We start from the raw sequence: 25,589 nt of genomic DNA, 5'->3' as shown, positions 1-25,589 counted from the left end.
CCCTAGCGGCGCAATCCTGTTCCGATCTCGTTCAGGATGCGCTCGATTGCTCCCTCGCCGCTTTCCGCCGCCCGGGCGACGATGGCATCGAACCGGGCGCGAAGCGCGTCCTTTTCCTTGCCCTTGCAATCATTCCATGGGCGACCTTGCAGCCCCATTTCAATGACGTAATAGCCAATGAAATGCGGTTTGGAGCCAGTGCGCAGCAACCGGAAGTAGGTCTCGTCGGCGCCGAGCGCTCGCAACTCTTCAGCCGAGTGAATGCCAGCGCGGGCACAGGCCTGTTCCATGGCCGGTCCAAGGTTTCGTATGCTGGAGATCGGCGTTCCCATGCAAGCAGGTCATAGCCGTGCCGGCGACAGGGGCCAAGCTCAGATCGAAGCGAAATCCTTGAAGGTGAAGCGCGGGTTCTGACCCAGTTCCGGGGTCGGTTTCTGCTGTTCCCGATCGGGATCGCGATTGGCGCGCGGGTGACCGGGGCTCTCGGGTTGTTTCTTCGGCGCGGGCGCCTGGAAATCAGACATGACACATACTCACAATTGGTGCGACTGGGTGGCGCAGGTCCTGTCGCGTTTCGTTGTACTTTCAATGAACACCAAAAAGGCCCGAAAATATATCCCCAATTGGTAGAGGTGGGTCGATCGTGAAACAATCTTGCAAAACTGCAACGATACGTGACTCAATCCTTACTCTTGCGCGACCCATCGATCAGCCGCCCGCCAATGGCCCGAAAGATCAGCGGCATGCCGAAGAGCACGAGCACGATACGGATCACATGCATGGTCGAGACATAGGCGATGTCCTGATCCATGGAGAGAGCGAGCAGCGACATCTCGGTCAGGCCGCCGGGCGAGAACGCCAGCACGCCCTGCGCCAGCGGTGTCCCGGTGAGCGGTCCGAGGAAGGCCGCGAAGACGATTGTCACACAGAGCAGCACGATGGTCGCGCCAAGCCCAAGCAGCAAATCGCGGCCCATGCTGGCCGGGCTGACACCGGCGAAACGGCACCCGAGGATCGTGCCGATGGTGATCTGGGCAGCGGTGACAAGCAGGCTCGGGGGCGGGACGGTGACGATCTCCGCCATGTGTGCGGCCGCGCTCAGGATCATCGGGCCGAAGAGCATCGGTGCGGGCAGGTGCAGCCGTTTGCCCGCCAGAACGCCGAGCCCCCCGGTGGCCAGCAGGATCGCGGTATCGAGCAATGAGAGGTCGGTCACCGCCACCCAGGTGTCGGGGCCGCGCGCGGCGCGTATGTCCAGTGCAAGTGCATAACTCGTCGCGATGATGGAGATCACGAGGAACACACGCAGCGAATGGGCGAGCGCGATCCGGGTCTCGTCGCCGCCAGCCTCGCCGCCAAGGATGATCATTTCGTTGAGACCACCCGGCGCAGCGCAGAAAAAGGCGTTCACCGGGTCGTAGCCGCCGACAAACCGATAGAAGGCATAACTGGCCGCTGCGGCGACGGCGAGGAAGGCCGGCAACAGAAGAAGCGTCCCAGCCCACGACCCGATGTGATCCAGAAGTTCGGGATGGAACCCGGACCCGAGCATGACGCCGATCACCGGGATCACGACCTGCCGCAACCCGGTCGGCGCGAGGACCGGGACGCCAGCCAAGGCAATGGCACCGCAGCCAATCATCGGCCCAAGCATCCACGGCAGCGGCATTCCGATCCAACGGGCGATAATCCCTGCGAAGATCCCCGCGAGGCCTGCGGTGAGCAGTTTCGGCCATATGGAAGAGGGCAGTCGAGCCATGCGGGCGCCATGCCACGGTGCGCGGCGCGGTGCAATGCCGGCCACGCCGGTTGCGCGGTGCGGCTCGTACAGGTGGGTGCTGCGCCAATCTGCCCGGACGCCTCGTGATCAACGACCCAAGAGCGCATCGGCCCTTGGGCGACCTTCGACTTGAGGGGCGGAGGGAGACTGGTGGACCGCCGAGGCTCTCGGTTGGCGACCCATTCGTGCCGACATCCTTTCCGTGGTGGCCCTGTCGACGCGATGCGCGCAGTCGCCTGTCGCAGCAATGGACCAGCTTGACGCGAAAGCAGTTGGCGAGCCTTTCAGGTCTCCGGCCGAAGGCGGGAGGCGCGCGCTATTCACAGCCACCCGAGCGGGGCCTCCCGCAAAGGGAACGAGGCATCCGCCCGAGTGCACGACGGCCCCGGAGGCAGTTTTTCGCCTCCTGCCACGGCCGCACCCGGGCTTTCCCGCACCTGATGTCTGACCGCGCACGGGGTGTGTCAGGTACCAAACCGATCCCGTCCCCGCCAATGACGGCTGTTGCCCTGCACGCTGCGTTGACGCCACTGGCCGGAGGTCCTGCTACCCCGCGGGGTGGCCCGGCAGTCAGACCCGCGCGCTACTCTACTCGGCGGCTGCCGCGAGCAGCGCCGCATTGCCACCCGACGCTGTCGTGTCGACGCAGACATGCCGCTCCAGATGGAAGGCGGAGGTGTCGCCGCGTCCGCAGACGAGTGGCAGGATCGGTCCATCCCGCGCCGCGAGGGCGCGGCGGTAGGCCGTGCCGGTGTCCTCATCGCCCCACCAGACCACTGCGTCAAACCCCTCCAGAAGCTCCAGCGCGTCCAGGTCGAGCGCTCCGTTCACGGGGACCGGGACAGCACCCGCGGCGCGGACCTCGGCTGCCTGTCCGGCAACCGCGGCCGCGCCCGGACCGAGACAGAGAACCGGACCGCGGGGCAGGGTGCTCAGGCGGTTGGACTCCCCCGTCGGACCCGGCAGGTCCAGCTGTTCGATCGCCTTCCGAAGGGTTTCGCTGGCTTCGATTGCGGCCTGCACATCGCCGGTGTTTGCGACGTCCGTGAAGGCGGTGACATCCGGCGCGGCCACGAGGGCGGTGAACTTTGGCAGGTATTCCGGCCCGCCCGCCTTCGGTCCTGTGCCTGAAAGACCCTCCCCTCCGAAGGGCTGCGAGCCGACGACGGCTCCGATCTGGTTGCGGTTGACGTAGATATTGCCGGCGTCGATGCGGTCGACCACGGACTGGACGCGATCGTCGATCCGCGTGTGCAGCCCGAACGTCAGCCCGTAGCCCGTCGCGTTGATCCGCGCGATCACCTCATCAAGCTCGGCCGCCTTGAAGGTCGCCACATGCAGAACCGGGCCGAAGATCTCCCGCCCGAGGTCCTCGATCCCTTCGACACGGATCACCGCCGGGCCGCAGAAGAGACCGGTGCCGGGCACGTCCAATTGGAAGATCAACCGGCCTTCGGTCCTGGCTGTCGCAACATGGGCGTCAATGGCGGCCTTGGCCTCGGCATCGATCACCGGGCCGATGTCGGTCGACAGGTCCCAGGGCGCGCCCGGTTGCAGGCACTGCATCGCGCCCTTGAGCATCTCCAGCAGCCCGTCTGCGATATCTTCCTGCACGTAGAGGCAGCGCAGGGCGGAGCATCTCTGGCCCGCCGACTGGAAGGCGGAGGCGAGGATGTCGCGCACGGCCTGTTCGGGCAGGGCGGTGGAATCGACGATCATGGCGTTCAGCCCGCCGGTCTCCGCGATCAGTGGCGCACAGGGCGACAGGTTCTCGGCCATCGTGCGGTGGATGATCTGCGCCGTGTCTGTACCGCCGGTGAAACACAGACCATCGATGCGCGCATCCGAGGTCAGCGCGGCACCGACCGTCTCGCCCCGTCCGGGCAGCAGTTGCAGCGCGCTTCCCGGAACACCGGCTTCGTGCAACAGATTGATGGCGGCGGCGGCGATCAGCGGCGTCTGTTCGGCAGGCTTGGCAATCACCGCGTTGCCCGCCGCCAGTGCTGCCGACACCTGCCCGGTGAAGATCGCCAGCGGGAAGTTCCAGGGGGAAATGCAGGCAAAAATGCCGCGCGCGGGACGGTCGAGATGGTCGATCCGGGCCGCGTAGTAGCGGAGGAAGTCGACGGCCTCCCGCAACTCGCCCACCGCGTCCAGCAGGGTCTTGCCCGCCTCCCGCGCGGCCAATGCGAAGAACATGCCGAAATTCTGCTCATAGAGGCTGGCGGCCCGGCGCAGGGTCGCGGCGCGCTCGAAGGGCTCGGCCTGCCAGGGGCGCGCGGCCGCGAGCGCTGTCTCGATCTGCGATTCCGTGGCCTCGGTGACGGTGCCGACGACATCGGACGGATCGGCCGGATTGATCACATCCACCCCGCCATCGGCATAGGCCTGCCCGTCCACGATCGGCCCGGCCGTGAACCGCACCTGCCGGAAAGGATCGCGGGCCGCATCGATCTCCGCCAGGTCCTCCGGATGGGTCAGGTCCCAGCCGCGTGCGTTCTTTCGGCCCTCGCCAAAGATATCCGCGGGCAGGACAACCGGCGTCGGGCGGGACAATGCCGCTTGCGCGTCCTGGAAGGGATCGCGGGCGACAACAGATGCGGGCACGTCCTCGTCCACAATCTGGTTCACGAAGGAGGAGTTCGCGCCGTTCTCCAACAGCCGCCGCACGAGGTAGGCCAGCAGGTCCCGGTGCGCGCCCACAGGCGCATAGATCCGGCAGCGGGTAGACTCCGCATCCTTGACGATCTGGTGCAGCCGCTCGCCCATGCCGTGAAGCCGCTGGAACTCGAAGCTCTGCCGGTCCTTGCCCATGTGAAGGATCGCGGCAACGGAATGGGCATTATGGGTGGCAAACTGCGGGTAGATCCAGTCGGTGGCACCGAGCAACTTGCGGGCACAGGCAATGTAGCTAACGTCCGTGACCGCCTTGCGGGTGAACACGGGGAAGCCCGACAGGCCCATGACCTGCGCGCGCTTCACCTCCGCGTCCCAATAGGCGCCCTTCACGAGCCGCACCGTGAAACGCCGATCCAGTTCCCCGGCCAGCGCGATGATCCAGTCGATGGCTGCCGTTGCACGCGGCCCGTAGGCCTGCACCACGGTGCCGAACCCGTCCCAGCCCCGGAGCGCCGGGTCGCGGGCGACGGCCTCGAACACGTCGAGCGTCAGCTCCAGCCGGTCGGCTTCTTCCGCATCGACATTGAGCCCCATGCCCGCGTGCTTGCAGGCCAGCGCGATGTCGCGCAGCCGTGGCACCAGTTCGCGCATCACGCGGTCCTTTTGCGCCACTTCAAAGCGCGGGTGCAGCGCCGAGAGCTTGACCGAGATGCCGGGATTGTCGCGGACCGCATCGCTGGTCGCGGCGGGGGCTATGGCCTCGACGGAGGCGAGATAGGCCGCGTGGTAGCGCAGCGCATCCGCTTCGGTTCGCGCAGCCTCGCCCAGCATGTCGTAGGAATAGCCATAGCCCTTCTCTTCCATCTTCGCGGCCCGTTTCATGGCGCTGTCGATGGTTTCCCCCAGCACGAACTGGTTTCCCATCTGCCGCATGGCCTGACCTACGGCAGTACGGATCACCGGCTCCCCCAACCGTCGAACCGCGCCGCGCAGGGTGCCGGCCAGTCCGCCATGGGTGTCCTCCAGAACCTTGCCGGTCAGCAGCAGCCCCCAGGTGGAGGCATTGACCATCATGGAGGCCGACTTCCGCAGGTGCAGGCTCCAGTCCGATGGCGCGATCTTGTCCTCGATCAGCGCATCGATCGTGGCCGCATCGGGGACCCGCAACAACGCCTCGGCGAGACACATCAGGGCAATGCCCTCGTCGGTCGACAATCCGTATTGCGCCAGGAACATCTCCATCAGGCCGGGATCGTCCGAGGCCCGGATCTGCTCCACAAGGCGGGCGCCCTCCACGCTGATCGCCGTTCGGTCGGTGTCACTCAGCCCGGCCATGGCCGTCAACTCCGCCAGACGGGCAGGTTCATCGGGCAGGTAGTCGGCACGCAGGCGCGTGCGGGCGGTTTCGGTGGTCAAGGTCATCGGCGAGGCCTCGGTCAGGAATTCGGGTCCCGCGATTGTATCCGCGCCCAAAAGGGAATATTGCCCTTGATTTGTGAAACGTCGGGCAAATTGGCTGATTTCATGCCAAACAGCGGGAGGATGGACGGAATGCCCATGAAGATTGATTCCCTCGATGCCTTTGACCAGGCCATTCTGAAGGTCGTGTCCACGGAGGGGCGCATTGCAGTGACCGACCTGGCGCGGCGGATCGGCCTGTCGAAATCCCCGACGCAGGCCCGGCTGAGGCGGCTGGAGGCGGAGGGGATCATCACCGGGTACCACGCGTTGCTCGATCCGATCCGGCTCGGTCGCGCTCATGTGGCCTTCGTGGAGGTGAAGCTGATGGACACCCGTGAAGGCGCGTTGCAGGCCTTCAACCGGGTGATCCAGTCGATCCCGGAGATCGAGCAATGCCACATGATCGCCGGCAGTTTCGACTACCTCCTGAAAGTACGGACCGCGGATATCGAGAGCTACCGGCGGGTGCTGGCGGAGAAGCTCTCCGCCCTGCCGCATGTCGCGTCAACATCGACCTACGTTGCGATGGAGGCGGTGAAGGAAGGGCAGCTCTGAACGCGAACGTTCATAGCAGGGCGGTGCCCCCTCGTGGGCTCATTTCGCACGGCAGGATTCTGGCTCCAATGGTGGTCGGTGCGAGCGCCGCACCGGCGCGCTCTACCTGTGTGTCTGCGGACGGGTAGGTCACAAGGGCAGGTGTGCCGGGCAGTTAATGGTGATTTCGCCTGTTCGCGCCTGAATCCGGGGGCCGCCAGATGCGGCGTCGCCCGGCTTTCGGACGCTGGCGCCGAACCCTTCGCAAGCGAACCTGCCCATTGCCTAGCCCCGGGAGCAGCGCCTCAGAATCGGGCGGATGTCGCGCTGCACCTCCTGGGTCATGATCCCCATTGTAGCACTGTTGGGATAGTACAGGACGATTCCGGTGCTGTATTCGATACTGCCCTTCTTGTACCAGCCTGTCGGTGGCCCGCCAAAGACCTGCAGGTCCATCCGCCACCCCCCCGGCGCGCGATGCGTCGTGTACCGGACGGGCAACCGGTTCAGCTTCGGCGCAATGCAGGCATAGGATTCGTGTGCGGCGCGCGAGGTGACATTGGTGCGCACATCCGGCTGCGGTCCGCAGGCAGCGGGAATGAGTGCAAGCAGAAAGAGAAGCCATTTCACAAGCATACTCCCGGATGTTCAGGTTGGGCTGGGTCGGGTGGCACCGTTCTGGTGCAAGGCCCGGCGGGACTTAGAGTACCGCGTTAAGGTTTCGTTAGCACTGATTAGGTGCCGCCATGGTTAATTGCCCATCGCCTGCACAGCCGGGTTCGCGGTCCCGTCGGCGGTGGGCCATCGATTGGTCCGGGTGGGAGCGTGCTGGCGAGATTTGGGCGGGGCTTTCTGTTTGATGATTTGGGAAGCGCCGGGCTATGTCGGTTCAGGGCGGCTTTCCTGCCGGGCAGCATCGCCATCCTGCCGGACGGCCTTGGCACAGATTTCAGGGCGGTCCTGCTGGTTCGGGCCGTTTTGTTGCCGGTATCTCAACCTAAACCACTCGACAGGCTCGGAGAGAGAGGCATTCGGTGAAGCAGCCCTATTTGGTGCAACACCCCACCGAAACCTGCCCGAAGCGTGCCTGCGTCCTTCGGCGGGAGCCTGTGCGATTGCCTCGCCTCGGCGTCCGGACCGTCGGGCGCGCGTTGGGCCGCGACGACCGTGTGTCAACCTTTGGTCACGCAGCTACGGGACGGGACGCGATGGGCTGGACTTCCCATATCTGCCATGACCCGGAGAGCAATCGACCCCGATTGCCGGTCAACCCCTGGAGACCCCAAATGGAGACATCCCGCACCACGGCCCCGCGCAACCTGCAAAGTCGTGCCCAGAGCGATGTCGAGACTTTCGTCGGCCTGACCCTTGCCGTCGTTCTCGCGGTCGTGACTGCCACGCTCCTGCTGTCTGTTCTCTGACGCCGCCATCTGGCGCAGCCCAGCCAGTTTCTGACCGTCCGCCGGCCAGCAGGTCGGACGGCATCGTACCCCTTCCGGATGGCGACAGGGTGGCGCGCTCTGTCGCATCTCCACCACTCTCCTTGCTTAACAATCGTTAACCACGCCTTGGCGTGCGGCGTATCAATTTCAACTCCTAATTATGTAAATTACAACAATAATTTCACTTTCAAGAGCGCGTGAAACGCGTCGCGTCTTTCACCCCCTCGTTAACATTTATGAAAATCCCGGCAAAGCGCCACAATCTTGCCTCGGTCCTGCTCGGCTTGGACCATCTCCTTTCCTCTTTCCTGCGGCTGTCTGAACCGGGTCGCGTTACGTCAGCAAGTCGTAAGGCGAACTCACCAACAAGGGCAGGGCAATGGTGGTGCAGGTCGCGTTTTCGTCTTCGCAATCCCGGATGGGAAAGGTCGGGACGGACATGTTCGGAGGCAACTTCCTGATCGACCGGGATCGTATGGGGCAAGGGACCTATGACGACGCGGTCCGGGCCCTGAATCTCAGCAACCTGCGCTACCCTGGCGGTTCCATCACCGAGTGGTATTTCGACATCAACGATCCGGACAAGGCTCGGGTCTGGGCGCCGGAACGCGGAGAGTACCGGGACCTGCTGCCGTTGTCGGATTTCCTGTCGCAATCGGCCAGCCTCGGGGTTGGCGTGAACCTCGTGATCCCGACCGGGGCGCTTCTCGGAAACGGCGCAATCGGCCTGCGCCAACCGCTCGGCTCTGCCTATGCGGACGTGAAGCGTTACGTTTCAGACGTGCTGGCGGGAAAATACGGCGACGCGGATATCACCACGATCGAGATCGGCAACGAATACTGGCTCTCGGGCGAGATGACGGACGATGAATACGCCGCTGTGGCCAGTGTCGTCGCGGAGGCCGCACAGGCCGCCATTGACGACCACAGGGCCAGTGGCGCAGCCCCCGAAGGCTGGGTCGAGCCCGAGATCGCCGTGCAGGTCGGCCAGTATGGCGCATTCTCGACGGAACCCGGGATTGCCCAGAACGAGACCATCATGGCGTCGCTCTCCAACGGGGCAGCGCAGGCGATCGATGCCGTGGTGGTTCATTACTACACCTGGGGCAGCTACGCCGAGCTTGAGAACTTCGAGTACTTCTTCGATCGTCTCGACACCTGGGAATACAACGGCCGTTTCGAAGGGATCGAATACCACGTCACGGAATGGAACGCTGCCAACGGGCGCAGCGCGGAGCAGGGGCTGAAACAGGCATCCACGCTGGTGTGGATGTTCTCGGAGATGGTCGCGCAGGGTGTGGATGCGGCCTATGTCTGGCCGGTCCAGCAGAACACGCTCAACAAACTGACCGGCAACGAGGGCGACCCTGTCCTCAGCATCGCCGGGGAGACGTTTCGCCTGCTGTCAGAGAGCGTGGCCGGCAAGACCCTGGTCCGGCACGAGGATCTCGGCGATGCCGGCGATGTCTTCGTCTACGAAAAGGGTGCGGAGACCGTCGTTTTCGTCAACTCCCGCAAGGCGCAAACGGAGGCTTTCACCCTCGATCTCAAAGCGCTCGGCGTGGCGGGCCAGTTCTACTGGACCACGGAGCTTGGCTCCGACGGAAAGCCGGGCGATGCGTTTGCCCAGCCGGTGCTGACCATTTCCGCTGGGGTGCCGAACGCCGCGGCCAGCGCGACCTTCGACATTGGCGCCTATGGTGTCCTCCGGATCACCTTCCTCGATGCCGGGCAGGATGGTGCGGCCGTCGATCGTCCCGATGTCTACGATGGCTCTGCCGGGCGCGACGTGATCCGGGGCTCCGCAGCCGGCGATGTCCTGCAGGGGCTCGGAGGCGCGGACGAGATTACGGGCGGGGTCGGTCGCGATCGGTTGAATGGCGGCGACGGCAACGACCGCATCCACGCGGGCAATCAAGCGGACGTGATCGTGGGCGGGGCCGGCAACGACGTGGTTCACGGTGGCAGGGGCGCGGATGTCGCCCATCTTGGCGAAGGCAACGATACCTACAACGAATCCCTGCAATCCGGCCCGACCGGGGCCGATACGGCCTATGGCGGAGCCGGTCACGATCGCCTGAATGGCGGTGGCGGGGCCGATGTGCTCAATGGTGGGTCCGGCGCGGACCGGTTGTCGGGTGGCAGGGGCGCGGACCGACTGGAAGGGGAGGCGGGCAACGACTTGTTGCAGGGCAACGACGGCGGCGACCGGCTCTTTGGCGGCGCAGGCGACGATGTGATTCATGGGGGTGGTGGCAACGATCGCATTCGTGCCGGGTCCGGGGACGACCTCGTTCGCGCCGGCTATGGTCGCGATGTCGTGGACCTCGGCACCGGCGACGATACGTTCCTCGGTTCGGCCGAAGACGGGCGCCGTGGCATCGACGTGGTGTACGGCGGGGCGGGCAATGACACCCTGACGGCATACGGAGGGGCCGACAGGCTGTTTGGCGAGGACGGCCACGACAAGCTTGCCGGAGGCACGGGCGACGACCGGCTCGACGGCGGGCGCGGAGGCGACGAGATCTGGGGCGGCGATGGCGATGACACGCTGCTTGGCAGGGGCGGGAACGACAACCTTCGCGGTGGTGCCGGTGCGGACGTTCTCCGGGGCCATGACGGGCGCGACGTGCTGCGTGGGGATGCGGGTGATGACCACATTCTGGGCAATGCGGGCGTCGATGTCCTCGATGGATGGACGGGCAATGATATCCTGTCGGGCGGTGACGGCGACGACTGGTTGGTCGGCGGCGATGGCCGCGACGTGCTGGACGGCGGCGCGGGAGCGGATGTGTTCGTGTTTGACCGGGCCGACGGGGTGGATCGGATCCTGGCCTTCACGGAGGCAGACCGTATTCGCATCACCTCTGGCGCGGAGAATCTGGGCGACCTGAAGATCACGCGGCAGGACGATGGGGCCACGATCCGCTTCGCCGAAACAACGATCGAGATCGACATGCTGGCGGCAAACCTCGGCTCAAGCGACTTCACGTTCGCCTGAAGTCCTTCCACCGGCGGGCCATTTGAGTTCGAGACTGCCCCGCGTCGGTTGCTGCGGCGGTCGATATCGCTCGGAGTGGGCAATCCGGATGCGGCACCAGTTTGGAGGCGATCCCGCAGCGGTCAGCGTCAACTCTGCTTCACCGGAGCGCCGCTATCCTTCGGGGCGAACTGCGCCTGCCATTTCCTGACGTCGAAGACATCGAAATAGATCGACAGCAATGACGGCAGCACCAGGATTACGAGGATCATCGAAGCCATGAGCCCCGCCGCAACAGAGACGACCAACGGCACCATCACCTGCACCTGTGGACTGCCGTCCGAGATCAGCGGCAGCAATCCGATCACCGTGGTGCCGGTGGACAGCAGGATCGGCCGGAACCGTTCCCGCACCGCATCCAGCGCCGCGGCGACGTGATCCTCGTCTTTCAGGTGGGTCTGGAAGAAGGTCAGGAACAGGATTGCATTGTTCACCACGATGCCGGAGAGCGACGCGAAGCCGATGAAGCTCGGCATGGCCATGTCGATTCCCATCGCATAGTGCCCGAGGATCGAGCCGATGAGCGCGAACGGGATCGACAGCATCACCACCAGCGGCAGCGTGTAGCTGCGGAACTGGAACGCCAGCACCATATAGATGCCGAGGAGGCCGAGGATCAGTTTCGAACCCATCGACGAAGAGGTCTCCGCCTGCTCCTCCGCACCACCGCCCGCCGTGACCGTGGCGCCCGGGAACTGGCGTTCCAGTTCCGGAGCCAACGTGTCCAGAACCCAGCCAGAGATTGCCGTCGTCGTGGTGGCATTCCGGTCGATCTGCCCCTTGATCCGGGCAATGACCTCTCCGTTCTTGCGGGTGATGGTCGGAAAGCTGGTGGCCAACGTCATGTCGGCCACGGTTGCCAGTGCGGTCTGCCGGCCGCCACCGACGGAGATCGGAAAGGCCTCCAGATCCGCCCGGTCTGACACGGTGTCGCCCAGTTGCACCTGTACGGTCACGGTCGACTGGCCGGTGCGGAAGCTGTCGGTCTCGGCGCCCTCGAAGGCATTGCGCAACTGCAGCGCCAGTGCCTGTGGCGTGAGCCCGATGGAATAGCCATAGTCGTTGAGCGAAAGCTGCACTTCGCGCCGGCCGCCGTAGAAGTCGGTGAATGCTTCGGTCACGTCCTCATGGGCAAGGATCCGACGGAGCAGGGCGTTGGCCGCGGCCTCGACTTCGTCGAGGTCACGCCCGGACACTTCCAGATCGAGATCCGCCCCCGCCGGGCCAAGTTCCGCCTGCGCAAAGGAGGATTGGAAGATGTCGGGCAAGGGGCCGGCCGCGCGGCGCCAGGCATCCAGCACATCGTCGGCCATCACATTGCGCTTGCTGCTTTCCAGCAGGTCCACAGTGATCGTTGCCGTGTTCGAGCCGTTGTCGTTCACGTCCGAGTTGGTGCCGTATTGGACCATCACCTGTCTGACCAGCGGCTGGCCGCCTTCCGTCCCGGGCGTCAGCTCCGCATCGACCGTTTCGAGCGCGGCCAGCAGGCTCTCCACCGTTGCCACGGTCCGCTCCCGGTTGATTCCGGTGGTCAGGGAGATGCGCACCTGCACGGTGTCCCCTTCGATCGCGGGGAAGGGGATGACCTTGATCGTGCCGGATGCGATCAGCCCGATCGACAGGATGAGCCCGGCAAAAACGGTGCCGATGGTCAGGTAGCGCACCCGCACCAGCGCGCCGGCCAGCGGGATCACCACCGCCTCCTTGAACCGGTCGAGGAGCCGAGCGGCGGGGCGGGCTTCATGGGCAGCCGGGTCGTTGCTGCCCGAATGGCTCAGGTGATGCGGCAGGATCAGGAACCCTTCCACGAGCGAGATCGCCAGTGTCAGCAGCAGCACCATGGGTATGAACTTCAGGATCTGTCCCATGTTGCCGGTGATGAACATCAGCGGGCCAAAGACACAGGCGGTGGTCAGGAAGGATGAGACGACGCCCGGCATCACTTCGAGCGTGCCCCTTTTGGCGGCGTCGAGCCGCCCGGTCCGGAGCCGCCAGCGTTCAATGTTCTCCGCGATGACGATGGAATCGTCCATGATCAGCCCGACCGCCATCAACAGCGCGACCAGCGTGATCATGTTGATGGTGAGGCCAAAGCTGCTCATCAGGAACAGCGTGCCGAGGAAAGAGACCGGCAGCGCGGCAGAGATCCACAGCGCCTCCCGCAGTGTGAAGAAGAGCCACATTGTCAGGAAGACAAGCACAAGCCCGATGCCGATATTCTTGAGGATCAGCGTCAGACGCTCCTTCACCAGGTCGGTCATGTTGAAGGTGACCTTGAGGCTGAAGGGGGACGGGTAGGCCGCCCGCTCGTCCTCAAGAACTTCCTCCAGTGCGTTGTAAAGGCGTATTGAATCGCCCTCCGCCCCCTTGAAGACAGAGATGATGGCCGCCTGTTCCCCGTCGATGAAAGCTTGCAGGTTCTCGTCCGCGTCGACAATCCGCACCTGCCCGAGGTCCTTAAGCCGCACCATGCCACCGTTGTCGGAATGCAGCAGGATCAGGTCCTCCAGCTCCGCGATGGTCCGGCGCGCATCGGTGTAGCGCAGGGTGATGCCGCCGGTGTCGGTCTCGACCTCGCCCAGGGGAAGGCGCAGCGAACGGGCGCCGATCGCGTCCGCGATGTCGAGGCTGGAAAGCCCGTAGCGCCGCAATGCCGCCTCGTCGAATGTCACGCGCAGTTCCCGGTCGGTGATGCCGGAAACGGTGGCATTCGTGACCCCGTTCAACGCCATCAGCCTGTCCGCCAACGTGTCGGTGTATTCGATCAGCCCGCGCTTTCCGTTCAGCCCGGAGACCGCCACCATCGCGATCAACTCGTCCCGGTTGCCCAGCTTGACCGACGGACTTTCGGCCTCGGTCGGAAAGTCGTTGATCCCGGAGACGGCGGAGAAGACGTCGTTGTAGAACTGGATCAGGTCGCCGCCTTCTTCGAGTTCCGCCGTGGCCGATCCCCGCCCGTCGACCGAGAGACAGTCGAGATCCACCAACCCCGACGTGCCGGTGAGGGCGTCCTCCAGCGGAGAGCAGATTTCTTCGTCCACGTCGCGGGCCGAGGCGCCCGGATAGATGACCGATACCTGCACGGTCGAGGCGGTGATCTCGGGGAAGGTCTCCCGTTCCAGCCCGCCGGCGGTGGACAAACCCAGGACGCAGATCAGCGCCATAAGCAGGTTGGCGGCGACGGGATGTCTTACGAACCAGTCGACCACGTCATTGCTCCTTCGCGGCGGTGACCATCGCCGCCGGCGTGACCGGTGTCAGTGCCATGCCGAGCACGGGCGGGTGGGGATCGGAAAGCACCAGTGTTTCCGTACCTTCCAGCCCGTCGAATACCACGACCTCGTTGCCGATCACCTGGCCGGTGGTCACCTCGGCGAGCCCCAGCGTGTCGCCGGCCTCCACGATGTAGACGAAGGGCTTGCCCTCGTCGGTATAGCGGAGCGCGTCGCGGGGCACGGTCAGCGAGCCCGCGACCGGTTGGGTGGCAAGGGTAACCGTGACGAAGGACCCGACGTTCAGGGGTGGGCGATTGACCTCTCGCCGGCTCACGAGGGGATCGTCCACGCGGACCACGAGGCCCAGCGTCCCGGTCTGGCTGTCCATTGTGCCGCGCAACCGCTTGATTTCGGAGGGCCATCTGGCGTCGAGCCCGGCGATTTCCATGCTGACCGATGCGGTGACGCCCGCCGCGCGCATCAACGACACTGCCTGGCTGGTGTCCACCGTGCCATCGCTGGCGATCTCGTCGCCCAGTGCCACGGTGACCATGGGGACGAAAGCGGAGGGCTGGATTTCGGCGGTGATCTCTACGGCAGAGATATCATCGAGCACCATCAGCACGTCACCGGAGCGGGCGAACTGCCCGACTTCTACGTTCAACTCCGAGACCCGGCCGCGGAAGGGGGCGGTGATGGTGGTTTTCTCAAGCGAGCGGTTTGCCTCCGCCAGTTCCGCCTTCCGAACGGCGAGGGTCGCCTCCAGCGATTTCCGCTGCGCGGGGTAGAGCTCCAGCGTGTTCTTCAGGTTGGTGACGGCGGTCGTCTGCGCCAACAGGGTCTTTTGAGCCGCGTCCTGTGTCGCCTGGGTCGAAGCGCCACGGCCCACGAGGGAGGCCACGCGGTCGAACTCTGCCTGTGCGACGGCGAGGATGCGTTCCTCCACCTCCAGCGTTGCACGGGAGTTCTCGATCTGGCGGTCCAGTTCGGAGATCTGAGCCTCGACAGCGGCGATGTTGGCCTCCGTTTTCTGGCGTCCCAGCTCGTAGTCGGTGCGGTCGATTGCGGCCAGTTCCTCTCCCTCCGCCACAACCGTGCCCACGGCGAGTCCGTCGGCCAGCCGGATGACCCGCCCCTGCACCTCGGAGATGGCGGACCAGACACGGACCGGCTCGACATGCCCGTAGCCCACGGCAGTTGCCGACATGGCCTGCGGTTCCAGCTGCATCACGCGAACAGCAAGAGGTCGGGTTTCCGGTGGCGTCCCGTCGGTGTCGGGCGTCTGCATCATCATGCGAAATCCAAGGATACCAAGCACGATTGGCGGAATGATCATCAGTGGCCGCAGGTTCATGGGCAGGTCTCCATCTGGTAGATGCGCACGCATGGGGCAGGGCGCGGGGACACGGACTGCGATCAGGACGGTTTACCTCCTGCGGCTGGAAGTCAATCGCCGGGCGTGACCCCTAATGCCGCGCAGGACCGGTCGTGATGCACGGAGATGGGGCAGGAGGGCCACTTTGTCCCTTGGCGCCTCCTCTCGTTTCCGGGGACGACGCGCTGGGGCGAGGACCATGAATGGACGGCGCCCGCCCGGACACAAGGCTCATGCGGGGACCGTGTGCAGGATGTGTCTGTGCTTCAGCGCCGTTTTCCCGACCGTTGGTGTGCCAAGTGCCGGCGACAACCGTTCGAGCATTCGCTGCAATCGGCAGGCTGGCGAAAGCGACAGGCCCCTGAGACCTCAGCGCAGTGCCCGGCGGGCAACACGGGCTGGTGGCCGCGCCACGCAAAGCTCTGTTGGCCCGGCGTGACAGATTTCACCACTCTTGCCACGGGCAAGGGACCGTCTCGCCATGGCTTTCTTCTTCCCTTCATCTTCGACGCGGCCTATACCCCTTTCGATCCCGAAATTCCGGGGTGCGTCCGGGGTGATCCGATCCCTCGTTCGTGCCCCCCGAAACCGCTCGAAAGGTCGCTCTCTCCCATGCAGGACGGCACTCCCGTTGTCACCCGTATCGCCCCGTCGCCGACGGGTTTCATGCATATCGGAACCGCGCGCACGGCGCTGTTCAATTGGCTCTATGCTCGTGGGCGCGGCGGCAAGTTCCTGCTGCGGATCGAGGACACGGACCGGGCGCGATCGACCCCGGAAGCAACCGAGGCCATCCTGCGCGGCATGAAATGGCTGGGGCTGGACTGGGATGGAGAGGCCGTGAGCCAGTTCGCCCGCGTCGAGCGGCATGCCGAGGTTGCCCACGACCTTCTGACGCGCGGCGCTGCCTACAAGTGTTTCTCCACCCAGGAGGAAATCGCCGCCTTCCGTGATGCCGCCCGCGCCGAGGGCACGTCGACGCTCTTCCGCTCGCCCTGGCGGGATGCGGACCCTGCAACCTACCCCGATGCGCCCTACGTGATCCGTATCAAGGCCCCGCGTGAGGGGGAAACGGTGATCGAGGACGCCGTGCAGGGCAGGGTGACTTGGAAAAATTCTGATCTGGACGACATGATCCTGCTGCGGTCTGACGGAACGCCGACCTACATGCTCGCCGTTGTCGTCGACGACGTGGACATGGGCGTCAATTGCGTGATCCGTGGCGACGATCACCTCGCCAACGCTGCGCGCCAGTCGTTGATCTACACCGCGATGGGCTGGCCGTTGCCGACCTATGCCCATATCCCGCTGATCCTCGGGCCGGACGGCAAGAAACTGTCCAAGCGCCACGGCGCCACCGGTGTCGAGGAATACCAGAAGATGGGCTACCCTGCGGCGGGGATGCGCAACTACCTCACACGGCTTGGCTGGAGCCATGGTGATGACGAGTTCTTTACCGATGCCCAGGCGCTCGACTGGTTCGATCTCGATGGCATCAACAAGGCCGCAGCACGGTTCGATTTCAAGAAGCTGGAGAATCTCTGCGGGCAGCATGTTGCAGCTGCAGAAGATTCCGATTTGTTGGCCGAACTGGAACTTTACCTAGAGGCAATTTCGGCCGATCCCTTGACTGACGCACAGCGGGACGGGATGTCGCGGGCCATGTGTTGTCTTAAAGAACGTGCGAAGACCTTCGGAGAACTTGTTGACAAGGCTCACTTTGTGCTCGGTCAACGTCCCTTCGAGCCCGATGAGAAAGCGGCGAAATCCCTCGATGCTGTATCCCGTGGTATACTGAGCGAATTGACGCCGCACCTGCGAAATGCTAGCTGGTCCCGCAACGGGCTGGAGGAGGCCATTGCGGCCTTCGCGGAGAGCAGGGAGTTGAAACTGGGCAAGATAGCCCAGCCACTCCGTGCCGCACTTGCCGGAAGAACAGCCACTCCGAGCGTCTTTGACATGATGCTCGTGATCGGTCGGGACGAAACCCTCGGCCGCATAGAGGATGCCACGGGCCAGCCAACGGGGTGAGGGACCCCCGGGCCCGTGAGAAGAAAAAAGCCGACCCCGGCGACCGTTTGCGACGTCGGGTAGAGTCAGAAAGGAACACAAATGACAGATAGAAAAGCGACGCTGACGTTCGACGGCAAGACGCTCGAACTGCCGATCCACTCGCCGACCGTTGGCCCCGACGTGCTGGATATCCGCAAGCTCTACGCGCAGGGCGACGTGTTCACCCATGACCCGGGCTTCACCTCCACTTCCGCCTGTGAATCAACCATCACTTTCATCGATGGCGAAAAGGGCGAGTTGCTGCACCGCGGCTACCCGATCGACCAGCTGGCTGCCGAGTCCCACTACCTCGAGGTCTGCTACCTGCTTCTCTACGGGGAGCTGCCGACCAGCGCTCAGATGGCCGATTTCGAAAACCGTGTGACACGCCACACGATGCTGCACGACCAGATGACCTTCTTCTACCGCGGCTTCCGTCGCGATGCGCACCCGATGGCGATCATCGTGGGCGTGCTGGGCGCCATGTCGGCCTTCTACCACGACTCGACCGACATCACTGATCCGTGGCAGCGCGAAGTCGCGTCGATCCGCCTGATCGCCAAGATGCCGACGCTGGTGGCTTGGGCCTACAAATACTCGATCGGCCAACCCTTCGTGTATCCGAAGAACGACCTCGATTACGCGTCGAACTTCCTCAACATGTGCTTCTCGGTTCCGGCCGAGGAATACCAGATCGACCCGATCCTGTCCCGCGCGATGGACCGCATCTTCACACTGCATGCGGATCACGAGCAGAACGCCTCGACCTCGACCGTGCGTCTTGCGTCCTCCTCCGGTGCCAACCCGTTTGCCTGCATCGCGGCCGGTGCGGCCTGTCTCTGGGGACCGGCCCATGGCGGCGCCAACCAGGCTTGCCTGGAAATGCTCCGCGAAATCGGATCGGTGGATCGTATTCCCGAGTACATCGCGCGCGCCAAGGACAAGGACGATCCATTCCGCCTGATGGGCTTCGGTCACCGGGTCTACAAGAACTTCGACCCCCGCGCGACGGTGATGAAGCAATCCGCCGACGAGGTGCTCGACCTTCTCGGGATCGAGGACAACCCGACGCTTCAGGTCGCCAAGGAACTGGAAGCGGCCGCGGTCGCGGATCCGTACTTCACCGAGAAGAAGCTGTTCCCGAATGTTGATTTCTACTCCGGGATCATTCTTGAGGCGATGGGCTTCCCGACCTCGATGTTCACTCCGATCTTCGCATTATCGCGGACCGTTGGGTGGATCTCGCAGTGGCACGAGCAGTTGTCCGACCCGGCGCACAAGATCGGCCGGCCGCGCCAGCTCTACACCGGTGCGCCCTTCCGCGACTACGTGCCCGTGGACAAGCGCTGAGCGTCCGGGGCGTTCGCCCTGTAGACGACACAAACCCCGTCTGTGTGCCTGACGCGGGCCTCGGTGGTAGAATGGAACGGCCCCGGCGATGGGAATCGCCGGGGCTTTTCGTTTTTTTGGTGATCGCCAGTTGTTGGGGAAGTGTTTGGTGGAGCCTTGGTCGTTTGAGGGGGAGGGCCGGTGGTCCGTTCCTATGGTGAGGCGCCTACGGGTTTCTTCTGGTGCTGTCGGCCCCAAGGCCCAGAATCGCATGGATTTCCCGAAGGCCATGCACATCCTGAAAGGCCGGGAGACCGCTGACCGGTCCGGTGTGTCTTTCCCAAGGCGATCCTCTGCCATCCAGCGACGCCGTGTGGGCTCCGGTTGTCGCATTTTGAAGTACCGAACCACGCAACTGTTCGGCAGGCCTGACGGACTGACCGGAGCGAGCATCCTGATGAGGTAATTGGTGCCCAAGGAGAGACTCGAACTCTCACGATGTTGCCATCGGGGGATTTTGAATCCCCTGCGTCTACCATTCCGCCACTTGGGCCACCGGTTTGCGTTTTAGCGATGTCGCCACCTGTATGCCACCGGAAAGTGCGGCCTGCTTTCAGTCTCTGCGCCGCACCGGGCAGGGTCAAGGTTTGGACGCCTCGCGACTGGAGATGACCCGGATGCTCCGAATGGCCACTGGTGTTTGCGGAATGCGCGACACTGGGCCGGCAGGTCAGGTTCATTTCCTCGCGAAGGCGCGGAGATCGGGTCCGGGGTGCGTGGAACGCCCCGTCGCACCAACGTCCTTATGCCCGAGAGAAGATACAGGGCTCCGCACTCTGCCGCGGCGATTCCGGGCGTCTGGACCCTGATAAATGGGTGATATTGCCAATGGCTGGGCTGGAGCGGGTGAAGGGAATCGAACCCTCGTATGCAGCTTGGGAAGCTGCCGTTCTACCATTGAACTACACCCGCAGCGCGAACAGCAATATCGCTGCACGGCGGATCACGCAACCGGAATTGGAAATTGTCCGCGTAAGCGCGCCCCGGACCTTTGCTGTTCGCAGCGTCCAGAGTGGGTTTACCGGTTGGTAACGCCACCGGGTCTAGGTTCGGAACGCGTACGATTCGGAGGGCGGCTGTCGCGCGGTGCCCGCATCGGTTTCCTCGGGGCGATGCCTTGAAATTGGGCGAATTCGAGGCACATCATCTCTCATGCTACGCGGTAGCTGAACAGGGACTGCTCACATCGGCGAGGACCAGCCGATTGGTCCAAAAGGACTGGAAGTCCCAGGTGCACAAGGGTCTGGGAGCTTGTAGCCAGTGCAAACAGGCGGTCCCGTGCGCGACTTCATCGCGCGAGGCGCCACAAAGCTGACGCCAGAGCGCCGCAAAAGAACCCGATTGCGTCAGGCACCCATGTACCCGCGTGCTCATTGTTCAAAGGACCCGTTTCGATGGCGATACTCCACGTCTATGAGAACCTGAGCCAGCCTGGTTGGGCCGATGGCAGCTTCACGTCCATTCAATCGGCGATTGATGCGAGCCAAGGTGGCGACCGGATCGTCGTTCACGCCGGGACCTACTCGGAAAACCTCGTGATCCGGAAGAACGACATCACCCTGGTCGCGGCGGACGGTCCGGCGAACACGGTCCTGAAACCCGCCGACAGGTCGCTCGATACCCTCGAGATCGCCGGTGCGGACAGGGTTTCGGTATCGGGGTTCAGAATCAAGGGCGGCAGCGATGATACGAAACAGGCGGTGCATGTTCACGGGAACGATGGCGGCAGGGACATGGCGACCGAAATCACGCTTGATGGCAATGTCATCGAGCGTGGCGCTGGCGACGGACTCAAACTGTCGAAGGTTGCCGACATCGTCGTGACCTCGAATACGATCCTCGGCGGGACGGGGAAGGAAAGCGGACTGGACATGGTCGGCGGGGTTCGGGTCGTGATTTCCGGCAACACATTCCAGGACATTGGCTATGTCGGTATCTCGCTCAAGGGTGGTTCCCGGGACGTGATCGTGGAGGGTAACATCCTCCAGGACATCGGTCATGTTGCAGTAGAGATCGGCGGTTATACCAACCTTCCCAACTATATACCCGGGTTTCTTGAAGCGGGATACACCTACGAGATCGCCAATGTTCTCGTTGCGGACAACCAGGTGTCGAATGCCGGAAACGCGGCCTTTCGGGTGATCGGCGGGCAGGGCGTGTCGTTTCAAGGGAACAGCGCGACAGGCACCAATGCGACCGTGAAGATCGACGATTCCGGCAAGTTCCACGATCTGTGGTTTTCCGATGACATTGCCTTCGAGGGCAACAGCTTTGCCGCCACACCCTGGCTGATCGACCGTTCCGCCCAGGCCGATGTCGGAGATGGCTCGGTCTATACCTTCCTGCCCTGGACCGATGGCGGCGGCGGCACCCCGCAGCCGGGGCCGGGTGCGATCATCGGGACAGCGGGGGGCGATGACATCCGCGGCACGGATGCGCCCGACCGGGTTTTTGCGGGAGAAGGTGACGACAGAGTGGAGGGCCGCGATGGTGACGATGCGCTGGCGGGCGAGGGCGGCAAGGACGAGATGGACGGCGGCCGGGGCAACGACCTGTTGTTTGGCGGCGATGGCGATGATCGGTTGTTCGGCGGGCAGGGTCACGACACCCTCGATGGTGGCGCCGGCGACGATCGCCTGAGAGGGAACGATGGCGAAGACGCCCTCGACGGAGGGGCCGGAGATGACCGTCTGGAGGGAGATCGCGGGGCGGATCATCTGTCCGGTCAGGACGGGGCGGACGAGTTGAAGGGGGGCGACGGGGCGGACCGGCTGGAAGGTGGCACCGGAGATGACCGCCTCAAGGGTGAAGCTGGCGCCGATGTACTGGTCGGAGGCACGGGCGACGACCAGCTCGAAGGTGGCGATGGCAATGACACATTGGCCGCCGGGTCGGGCGCCGGGACGAGCAAGGGCGGCGACGGTGCCGACACCTTCGTTTTCACCGCCGCGGATGGCAATGCCATGGTCGAACTCAAGGATTTCTCGGCGCGGGAAGGCGACCGGATCGCGATCATTGGATTTGGTCAGGATCTCGATACGTTCCGCGACCTCGATAGCAACCGCGATGGCCAGTTGGGCCGGCACGACACCGGTGTCGAGGTCAATGGTGACCGTATCATCATCGACCTTGCACGGATTGCCGGTGGGGCCGCGCCGGAGATCGAACTGCGCGGGGCGACCCTGACAGAAGAGCAGTTCGTCTTCGATATCTAGCGTGGCGCGGGGCGTCGCCGGTCAACGCCACTCAAGGCCGGCCCCGGTCCAGATAGCCTCGCCAGTGACCGGCTCTCCGTTCAACCGGACGTTCTGGAGCACCAATGTTCCCGGTTCGCCGGCAAGCAGTGCGCCACCTGCACTTGTGTCGATACTACCGCCGATCATGGTCGCGACCCGCGTCTCCGTGTCGTGACCCTTGCCGAACCGGATCGCCGCACTGTCGGGCAATGTGTGCAACACACAGTCGCGCATCGTCACCTGCCCGCCAAGCCAGATACAGGCAGCCGAGTTTTGCGGTCGGGGATGTGGGGCAGAGATATGGCAGAGCAGCAGTTCATTTGCGGGATTGTCCCGCCAGACCCGCACGCCGTATTTGCACCCGGCGACCGAGCATCGTTCGAACCGGATGCCATCGCATTTCATGTCGAACCCGGCATCGCCGAAATCCCGGGCATGACAATCGATGAAGGTGGCGTTGGAAGTCTCTTCCTCCAACACGACGCCATCGCCCTGCACATAGGTCGATCCGCGTTCCTCGACGTCCAACAGGTTCGCCGCGCGCCGCATGTGGACACCGTCAAAGACGAGGTTCTGTCCCTTGCCCACCGCGATCATTTGGCAGACCCGCGTGCCGCCGCCGTCGATACCGGCGGCGTCGAGGTCCAACCGCTCGAACCGTGCGTCCGACAGGTCATGGAAACGGCCAAATCCACGGATCAGGCCATAGCCGGAGCTGTCGCGAATTGTGAGATCGGTGAGGCGCGTACCCGGCTCGGTATCAAGAACGCGCCCGGCCATTCGAGCATGAAGGCCGGTGAAGCCAAGGGAATTGCCATCTCCGCTGAGCCGGAACATGCCTTGCGCGCCGGACCCTTCGTAGACCGGTCCGGAGACGTCGATGTAGGTGGGATCCTTCAGCACCATAAAGGGTTTGCCCGTCGGATCCGGCCGGGTCTGCGTCGGGAAGGGCTGACGGCGGCGGCGCAAAAGGGGGGGATGGCCACGGGGCGCGGGTTCGACGCCGTTGCTGTTTACCCGCTGACCGAACACCAGTTGGAACCGCCGATCTGCTGTTCCCGCGATCAGCGCCTCTGCCTGGGTATCGTCCCAGAACCAGGGCGAATCCCGGTTTGGCGGGAAACCGACAAGAACGCCATCGCTTGCCTGATCGAGTGCGGTTGCCAGTTGCGAAAGCGGTGCGGGATCGTCCCAGCTTGTCCCGCTGCCGCCTCCCTCCGGGCTCAGGTACAGGGTTTGCACCATGCCGGTTCAGGCCCCGCGGCTGGCAAGCTTGAGCCAGTCATCCCGGCTCCCGGTCCCGACGGAGACATAGACAGCCGGTTCGGAGGAATCGACCCATACCGAACCGAGCAGCGGGGGCGCAGCGTCAGGGGCCATATCCGAGACGTGACGGGCGACGAAATCACCGGGCCAGTCCGCCGCGGCAGCGGCCTGTGCATCCCCGTTCTGAGCGGCGATTTGCGCGAGCGCTTCGGACAGGCGGCTGAAATTCTCGTTCACCTTCTCGAACGCGGCGCGCAGGGTGTCACCGGTACCGTCATCCTGCTGCACGCCGACTGCAATACGTTCAAACAACTTTCACGTCCCCCACTTTCGAAATGACTTCTCCACTGTCGGCCCGCAGACGCGCAACAGGGCAGGACCCCATCGCGGATGTGGCCTGCCCTATGGCGGCTGCCGACACCATCGCTGCGCCACCGCTGCGCAGTACCGCGCGGCGTGTCATTCCCGGGGCGTGAAAACACGCGGCTCCGGCAAGGGCGGATGGGCGCCCGGCGATGTCGTCCTGTGCCTGAACCCGCTGCCGTTGTGTCATTGAACCATCAGGATGCTTCGAACCCGAGGCTATCGTAGATCCGACCTGTCTGCGTCGCAATACGCGCCCAGTTGAAGTCCGACAGCACGTCGGCCTCCGGCGTGGAATCCCAGGAATTCCGCAGAATCCGGGCAAGCGCTTCGTGGTCGCCGACCGGGAAGTAGTGCTCGCTCGACAAGCCGAGGTCGAGATTTGGCTGGATGTCGGAGACGAGGATGGGCGTGGACATCGCGGCTGCTTCCAGCGCTGCGATGGGCAAGCCTTCGTGATGCGAAGCCAGAACAAACAGGTTTGCCCGTGACAGTAGCGCGGCAACACCTTCGCGCGGGATGGCTCCGGTCAGGATCACATGGTCCTGCAATCCCTTCTCTGCGATCAGGTTGGCAATCTCTGCATCATGGGCGGAGCCGCTTTGTCCGCCGACAATCACCAGCCGCGCAGCTGGGCGGGCGATGGCATAGGCGCGGATCAGATCGGCAAAACCCTTTTCCGGAACCAGCCGCCCGACCGAAACCATGAACGGCGTACCGGACAGCCCGAACCGCGCCACCCAGTCCTCGGCCGACCGCTTGCTGGATCTAGCCTCGTCGAGAATGTGGTCCGCACCGTTGGGAACATAGTGAATCACACCCGCCTTTTGCGGGTACTCGCGCTTCAGCCGCTCGGCGAGTGATCTGGACACGGCGATGACCTGGTGGGCGGAGCCAATCCCGACCCGTTCTCCGGTCTTCAGAATGCCTTTAACGAAGCCGTTCCACTTTGCGCGGCGATAGTCGTCACCGTGGTGGGTCATCACGACCTTCATGCCAAGCGCCCGCGCCAACGGGGCAAGGAGTGCCGGGCCGACGGCGTGAATGTGAACGATCCGGCTTCCCTGCCGGAAGCGTGCGTCGAGGATCGCGAGGAAGGTGTTGGAGATCGTTTCCATGAACCGGTTGCTCATAGCGGGCAGCGGCAGCACCGAGAGGTTGGGCCGCAGCCTGTGGCGCAGATCGCCCATCGACGGCTTGCGCCCGATGACAAGGAAATCACGCGTCCGGTTCTGGTCGGCGACGCGAGGATAAAGGTACTCGCAATGGGTTTCGATCCCTCCGGACACATCGGGGATCCCGCGCAGGCCGATCACGGTCACGAAGGGCCGTCGGCCACGCCTGGAGTTGATCCCGGCCCTGGCCTTGGACCGTGACGGCGTCGCGACATCGGGTGTTGCCGCGGATGCGCCGGCCATGAAGGTTCCGGAAGCCTTGGCTGTCGGGGCGCTGCCAAAAAGGGCGCGCAGGATAGCATTAACCATTGTACATCTCCTCACGACCGGGGCGCCGCAAGCCGGACATCGATCCGACTGGCTGCGGTCCTGGCGCGTCAAATGCGGTTGCGCCGGAATATGTCATTCTGCAAATCGTCAACTTGCTACTCGGTTTGGTGCCGGCGGCGGACCGTAGGCCTGCGCGCCAGGCGGGGTTTCGTCATGCGTCCGAAGCCAGACGCGGAGTGTTGGGCGGGATCCGAGAGGGCACATCAGAACCTGTCGCCGATCCGATCCTTTCCGTCCGTTTACGCTGCCATTCGACCAATCATGTGACGGCAGCGTGGCATTTCCGTTCCCTGCTTCGGTGAGGCCGTCAGA

The 25,589-nt window shown here is 64.1% G+C and carries 17 protein-coding genes and 2 tRNA genes; 6 read left to right on the top strand and 13 right to left on the bottom strand.

The window, feature by feature from the left end:
* Positions 1 to 2 precede the first annotated feature (2 nt).
* From CLV78_RS04675 to putA, 4 genes are all read right to left on the bottom strand, one after another.
* Positions 3 to 332 carry a TfoX/Sxy family protein gene (locus CLV78_RS04675; RefSeq protein WP_106203562.1) on the bottom strand — a complete coding sequence of 110 codons (330 nt, stop codon included), beginning with the start codon at positions 330 to 332 and terminating at the stop codon, positions 3 to 5.
* A gap of 39 nt (positions 333 to 371) precedes the next feature.
* Positions 372 to 524: a hypothetical protein gene (locus CLV78_RS23775; RefSeq protein WP_158263423.1), complete on the bottom strand. Its 153-nt coding sequence runs from the start codon at positions 522 to 524 to the stop codon at positions 372 to 374.
* A 155-nt stretch (positions 525 to 679) separates the two neighbouring features.
* Positions 680 to 1,759: an AbrB family transcriptional regulator gene (locus CLV78_RS04670; protein ID WP_106203561.1), complete on the bottom strand. Its 1,080-nt coding sequence runs from the start codon at positions 1,757 to 1,759 to the stop codon at positions 680 to 682.
* A gap of 609 nt (positions 1,760 to 2,368) precedes the next feature.
* Positions 2,369 to 5,821, bottom strand: coding sequence for a bifunctional proline dehydrogenase/L-glutamate gamma-semialdehyde dehydrogenase PutA (gene putA, locus CLV78_RS04665; RefSeq protein WP_106203773.1), 3,453 nt, complete (start codon positions 5,819 to 5,821; stop codon positions 2,369 to 2,371).
* Between the two features lie 135 nt (positions 5,822 to 5,956).
* Between putA and CLV78_RS04660 the strand changes: the two genes are divergently transcribed.
* Positions 5,957 to 6,415 (top strand): Lrp/AsnC family transcriptional regulator, encoded by a 459-nt coding sequence (locus tag CLV78_RS04660; RefSeq protein ID WP_106203772.1) that lies wholly within the window; start codon positions 5,957 to 5,959, stop codon positions 6,413 to 6,415.
* A gap of 264 nt (positions 6,416 to 6,679) precedes the next feature.
* Here the strand turns inward: CLV78_RS04660 and CLV78_RS04655 are convergent, their stop codons facing one another.
* The gene (locus CLV78_RS04655) at positions 6,680 to 7,024 is read right to left on the bottom strand and encodes a hypothetical protein (protein WP_146136634.1); all 345 of its coding nucleotides are present in this window, start codon (positions 7,022 to 7,024) and stop codon (positions 6,680 to 6,682) included.
* 656 nt (positions 7,025 to 7,680) lie between these two features.
* On the opposite strand from CLV78_RS04655, the gene CLV78_RS24740 reads away from it, so the two are divergent.
* Both CLV78_RS24740 and CLV78_RS04650 read left to right on the top strand, forming a co-directional pair.
* The gene (locus CLV78_RS24740; RefSeq protein ID WP_281261124.1) at positions 7,681 to 7,815 is read left to right on the top strand and encodes a hypothetical protein; all 135 of its coding nucleotides are present in this window, start codon (positions 7,681 to 7,683) and stop codon (positions 7,813 to 7,815) included.
* A 400-nt stretch (positions 7,816 to 8,215) separates the two neighbouring features.
* Entirely contained in the window at positions 8,216 to 10,837 is a 2,622-nt protein-coding gene (locus tag CLV78_RS04650) for a calcium-binding protein (protein ID WP_146136633.1), read from the top strand.
* Positions 10,838 to 10,965: 128 nt separating this feature from the next.
* Here CLV78_RS04650 and CLV78_RS04645 read toward each other — a convergent pair whose 3' ends face one another.
* Entirely contained in the window at positions 10,966 to 14,085 is a 3,120-nt protein-coding gene (locus tag CLV78_RS04645) for an efflux RND transporter permease subunit (protein WP_106203558.1), read from the bottom strand.
* Between the two features lies 1 nt (position 14,086).
* Positions 14,087 to 15,445 (bottom strand): efflux RND transporter periplasmic adaptor subunit, encoded by a 1,359-nt coding sequence (locus tag CLV78_RS04640; protein WP_158263421.1) that lies wholly within the window; start codon positions 15,443 to 15,445, stop codon positions 14,087 to 14,089.
* Between the two features lie 687 nt (positions 15,446 to 16,132).
* Here CLV78_RS04640 and gltX point away from each other — a divergent pair.
* Together gltX and gltA are read left to right on the top strand one after the other, a co-directional pair.
* Positions 16,133 to 17,497, top strand: a complete 1,365-nt coding sequence (gltX, locus tag CLV78_RS04635) for a glutamate--tRNA ligase (protein ID WP_245924829.1) — start codon at positions 16,133 to 16,135, stop codon at positions 17,495 to 17,497.
* An 81-nt stretch (positions 17,498 to 17,578) separates the two neighbouring features.
* A complete protein-coding gene (gltA, locus tag CLV78_RS04630; protein ID WP_106203555.1) occupies positions 17,579 to 18,868 on the top strand; it encodes a citrate synthase in 1,290 nt (429 codons plus the stop codon).
* A gap of 446 nt (positions 18,869 to 19,314) precedes the next feature.
* Here the strand turns inward: gltA and CLV78_RS04620 are convergent.
* A tRNA-Leu gene (locus tag CLV78_RS04620) sits at positions 19,315 to 19,400 on the bottom strand.
* Between the two features lie 345 nt (positions 19,401 to 19,745).
* A tRNA-Gly gene (locus CLV78_RS04615) sits at positions 19,746 to 19,819 on the bottom strand.
* Between the two features lie 482 nt (positions 19,820 to 20,301).
* Between CLV78_RS04615 and CLV78_RS04610 the strand changes: the two genes are divergently transcribed.
* Entirely contained in the window at positions 20,302 to 22,122 is a 1,821-nt protein-coding gene (locus CLV78_RS04610; protein ID WP_106203553.1) for a right-handed parallel beta-helix repeat-containing protein, read from the top strand.
* Between the two features lie 21 nt (positions 22,123 to 22,143).
* Here the strand turns inward: CLV78_RS04610 and CLV78_RS04605 are convergent, their stop codons facing one another.
* The 4 genes from CLV78_RS04605 to CLV78_RS04595 are packed head-to-tail and all read right to left on the bottom strand — an operon-like array spanning position 22,144 to position 25,256.
* The gene (locus CLV78_RS04605; RefSeq protein ID WP_106203552.1) at positions 22,144 to 23,388 is read right to left on the bottom strand and encodes a hypothetical protein; all 1,245 of its coding nucleotides are present in this window, start codon (positions 23,386 to 23,388) and stop codon (positions 22,144 to 22,146) included.
* 6 nt (positions 23,389 to 23,394) lie between these two features.
* Positions 23,395 to 23,721, bottom strand: coding sequence for a hypothetical protein (locus tag CLV78_RS04600; protein WP_106203551.1), 327 nt, complete (start codon positions 23,719 to 23,721; stop codon positions 23,395 to 23,397).
* Positions 23,714 to 23,962: a hypothetical protein gene (locus tag CLV78_RS23600; RefSeq protein WP_146136632.1), complete on the bottom strand. Its 249-nt coding sequence runs from the start codon at positions 23,960 to 23,962 to the stop codon at positions 23,714 to 23,716. The genes CLV78_RS04600 and CLV78_RS23600 overlap by 8 nt, the downstream gene beginning before the upstream one ends.
* A gap of 7 nt (positions 23,963 to 23,969) precedes the next feature.
* Positions 23,970 to 25,256 (bottom strand): glycosyltransferase family 4 protein, encoded by a 1,287-nt coding sequence (locus CLV78_RS04595; RefSeq protein WP_106203550.1) that lies wholly within the window; start codon positions 25,254 to 25,256, stop codon positions 23,970 to 23,972.
* Positions 25,257 to 25,589: the final 333 nt, after the last annotated feature.

The organism is Aliiruegeria haliotis (assembly GCF_003003255.1).
GTDB classification, from domain to species: domain Bacteria; phylum Pseudomonadota; class Alphaproteobacteria; order Rhodobacterales; family Rhodobacteraceae; genus Tropicimonas; species Tropicimonas haliotis.
The sequence above is the reverse complement of the archived record's forward strand: the minus strand, read 5'-3'. Positions and strand labels throughout refer to the sequence as shown.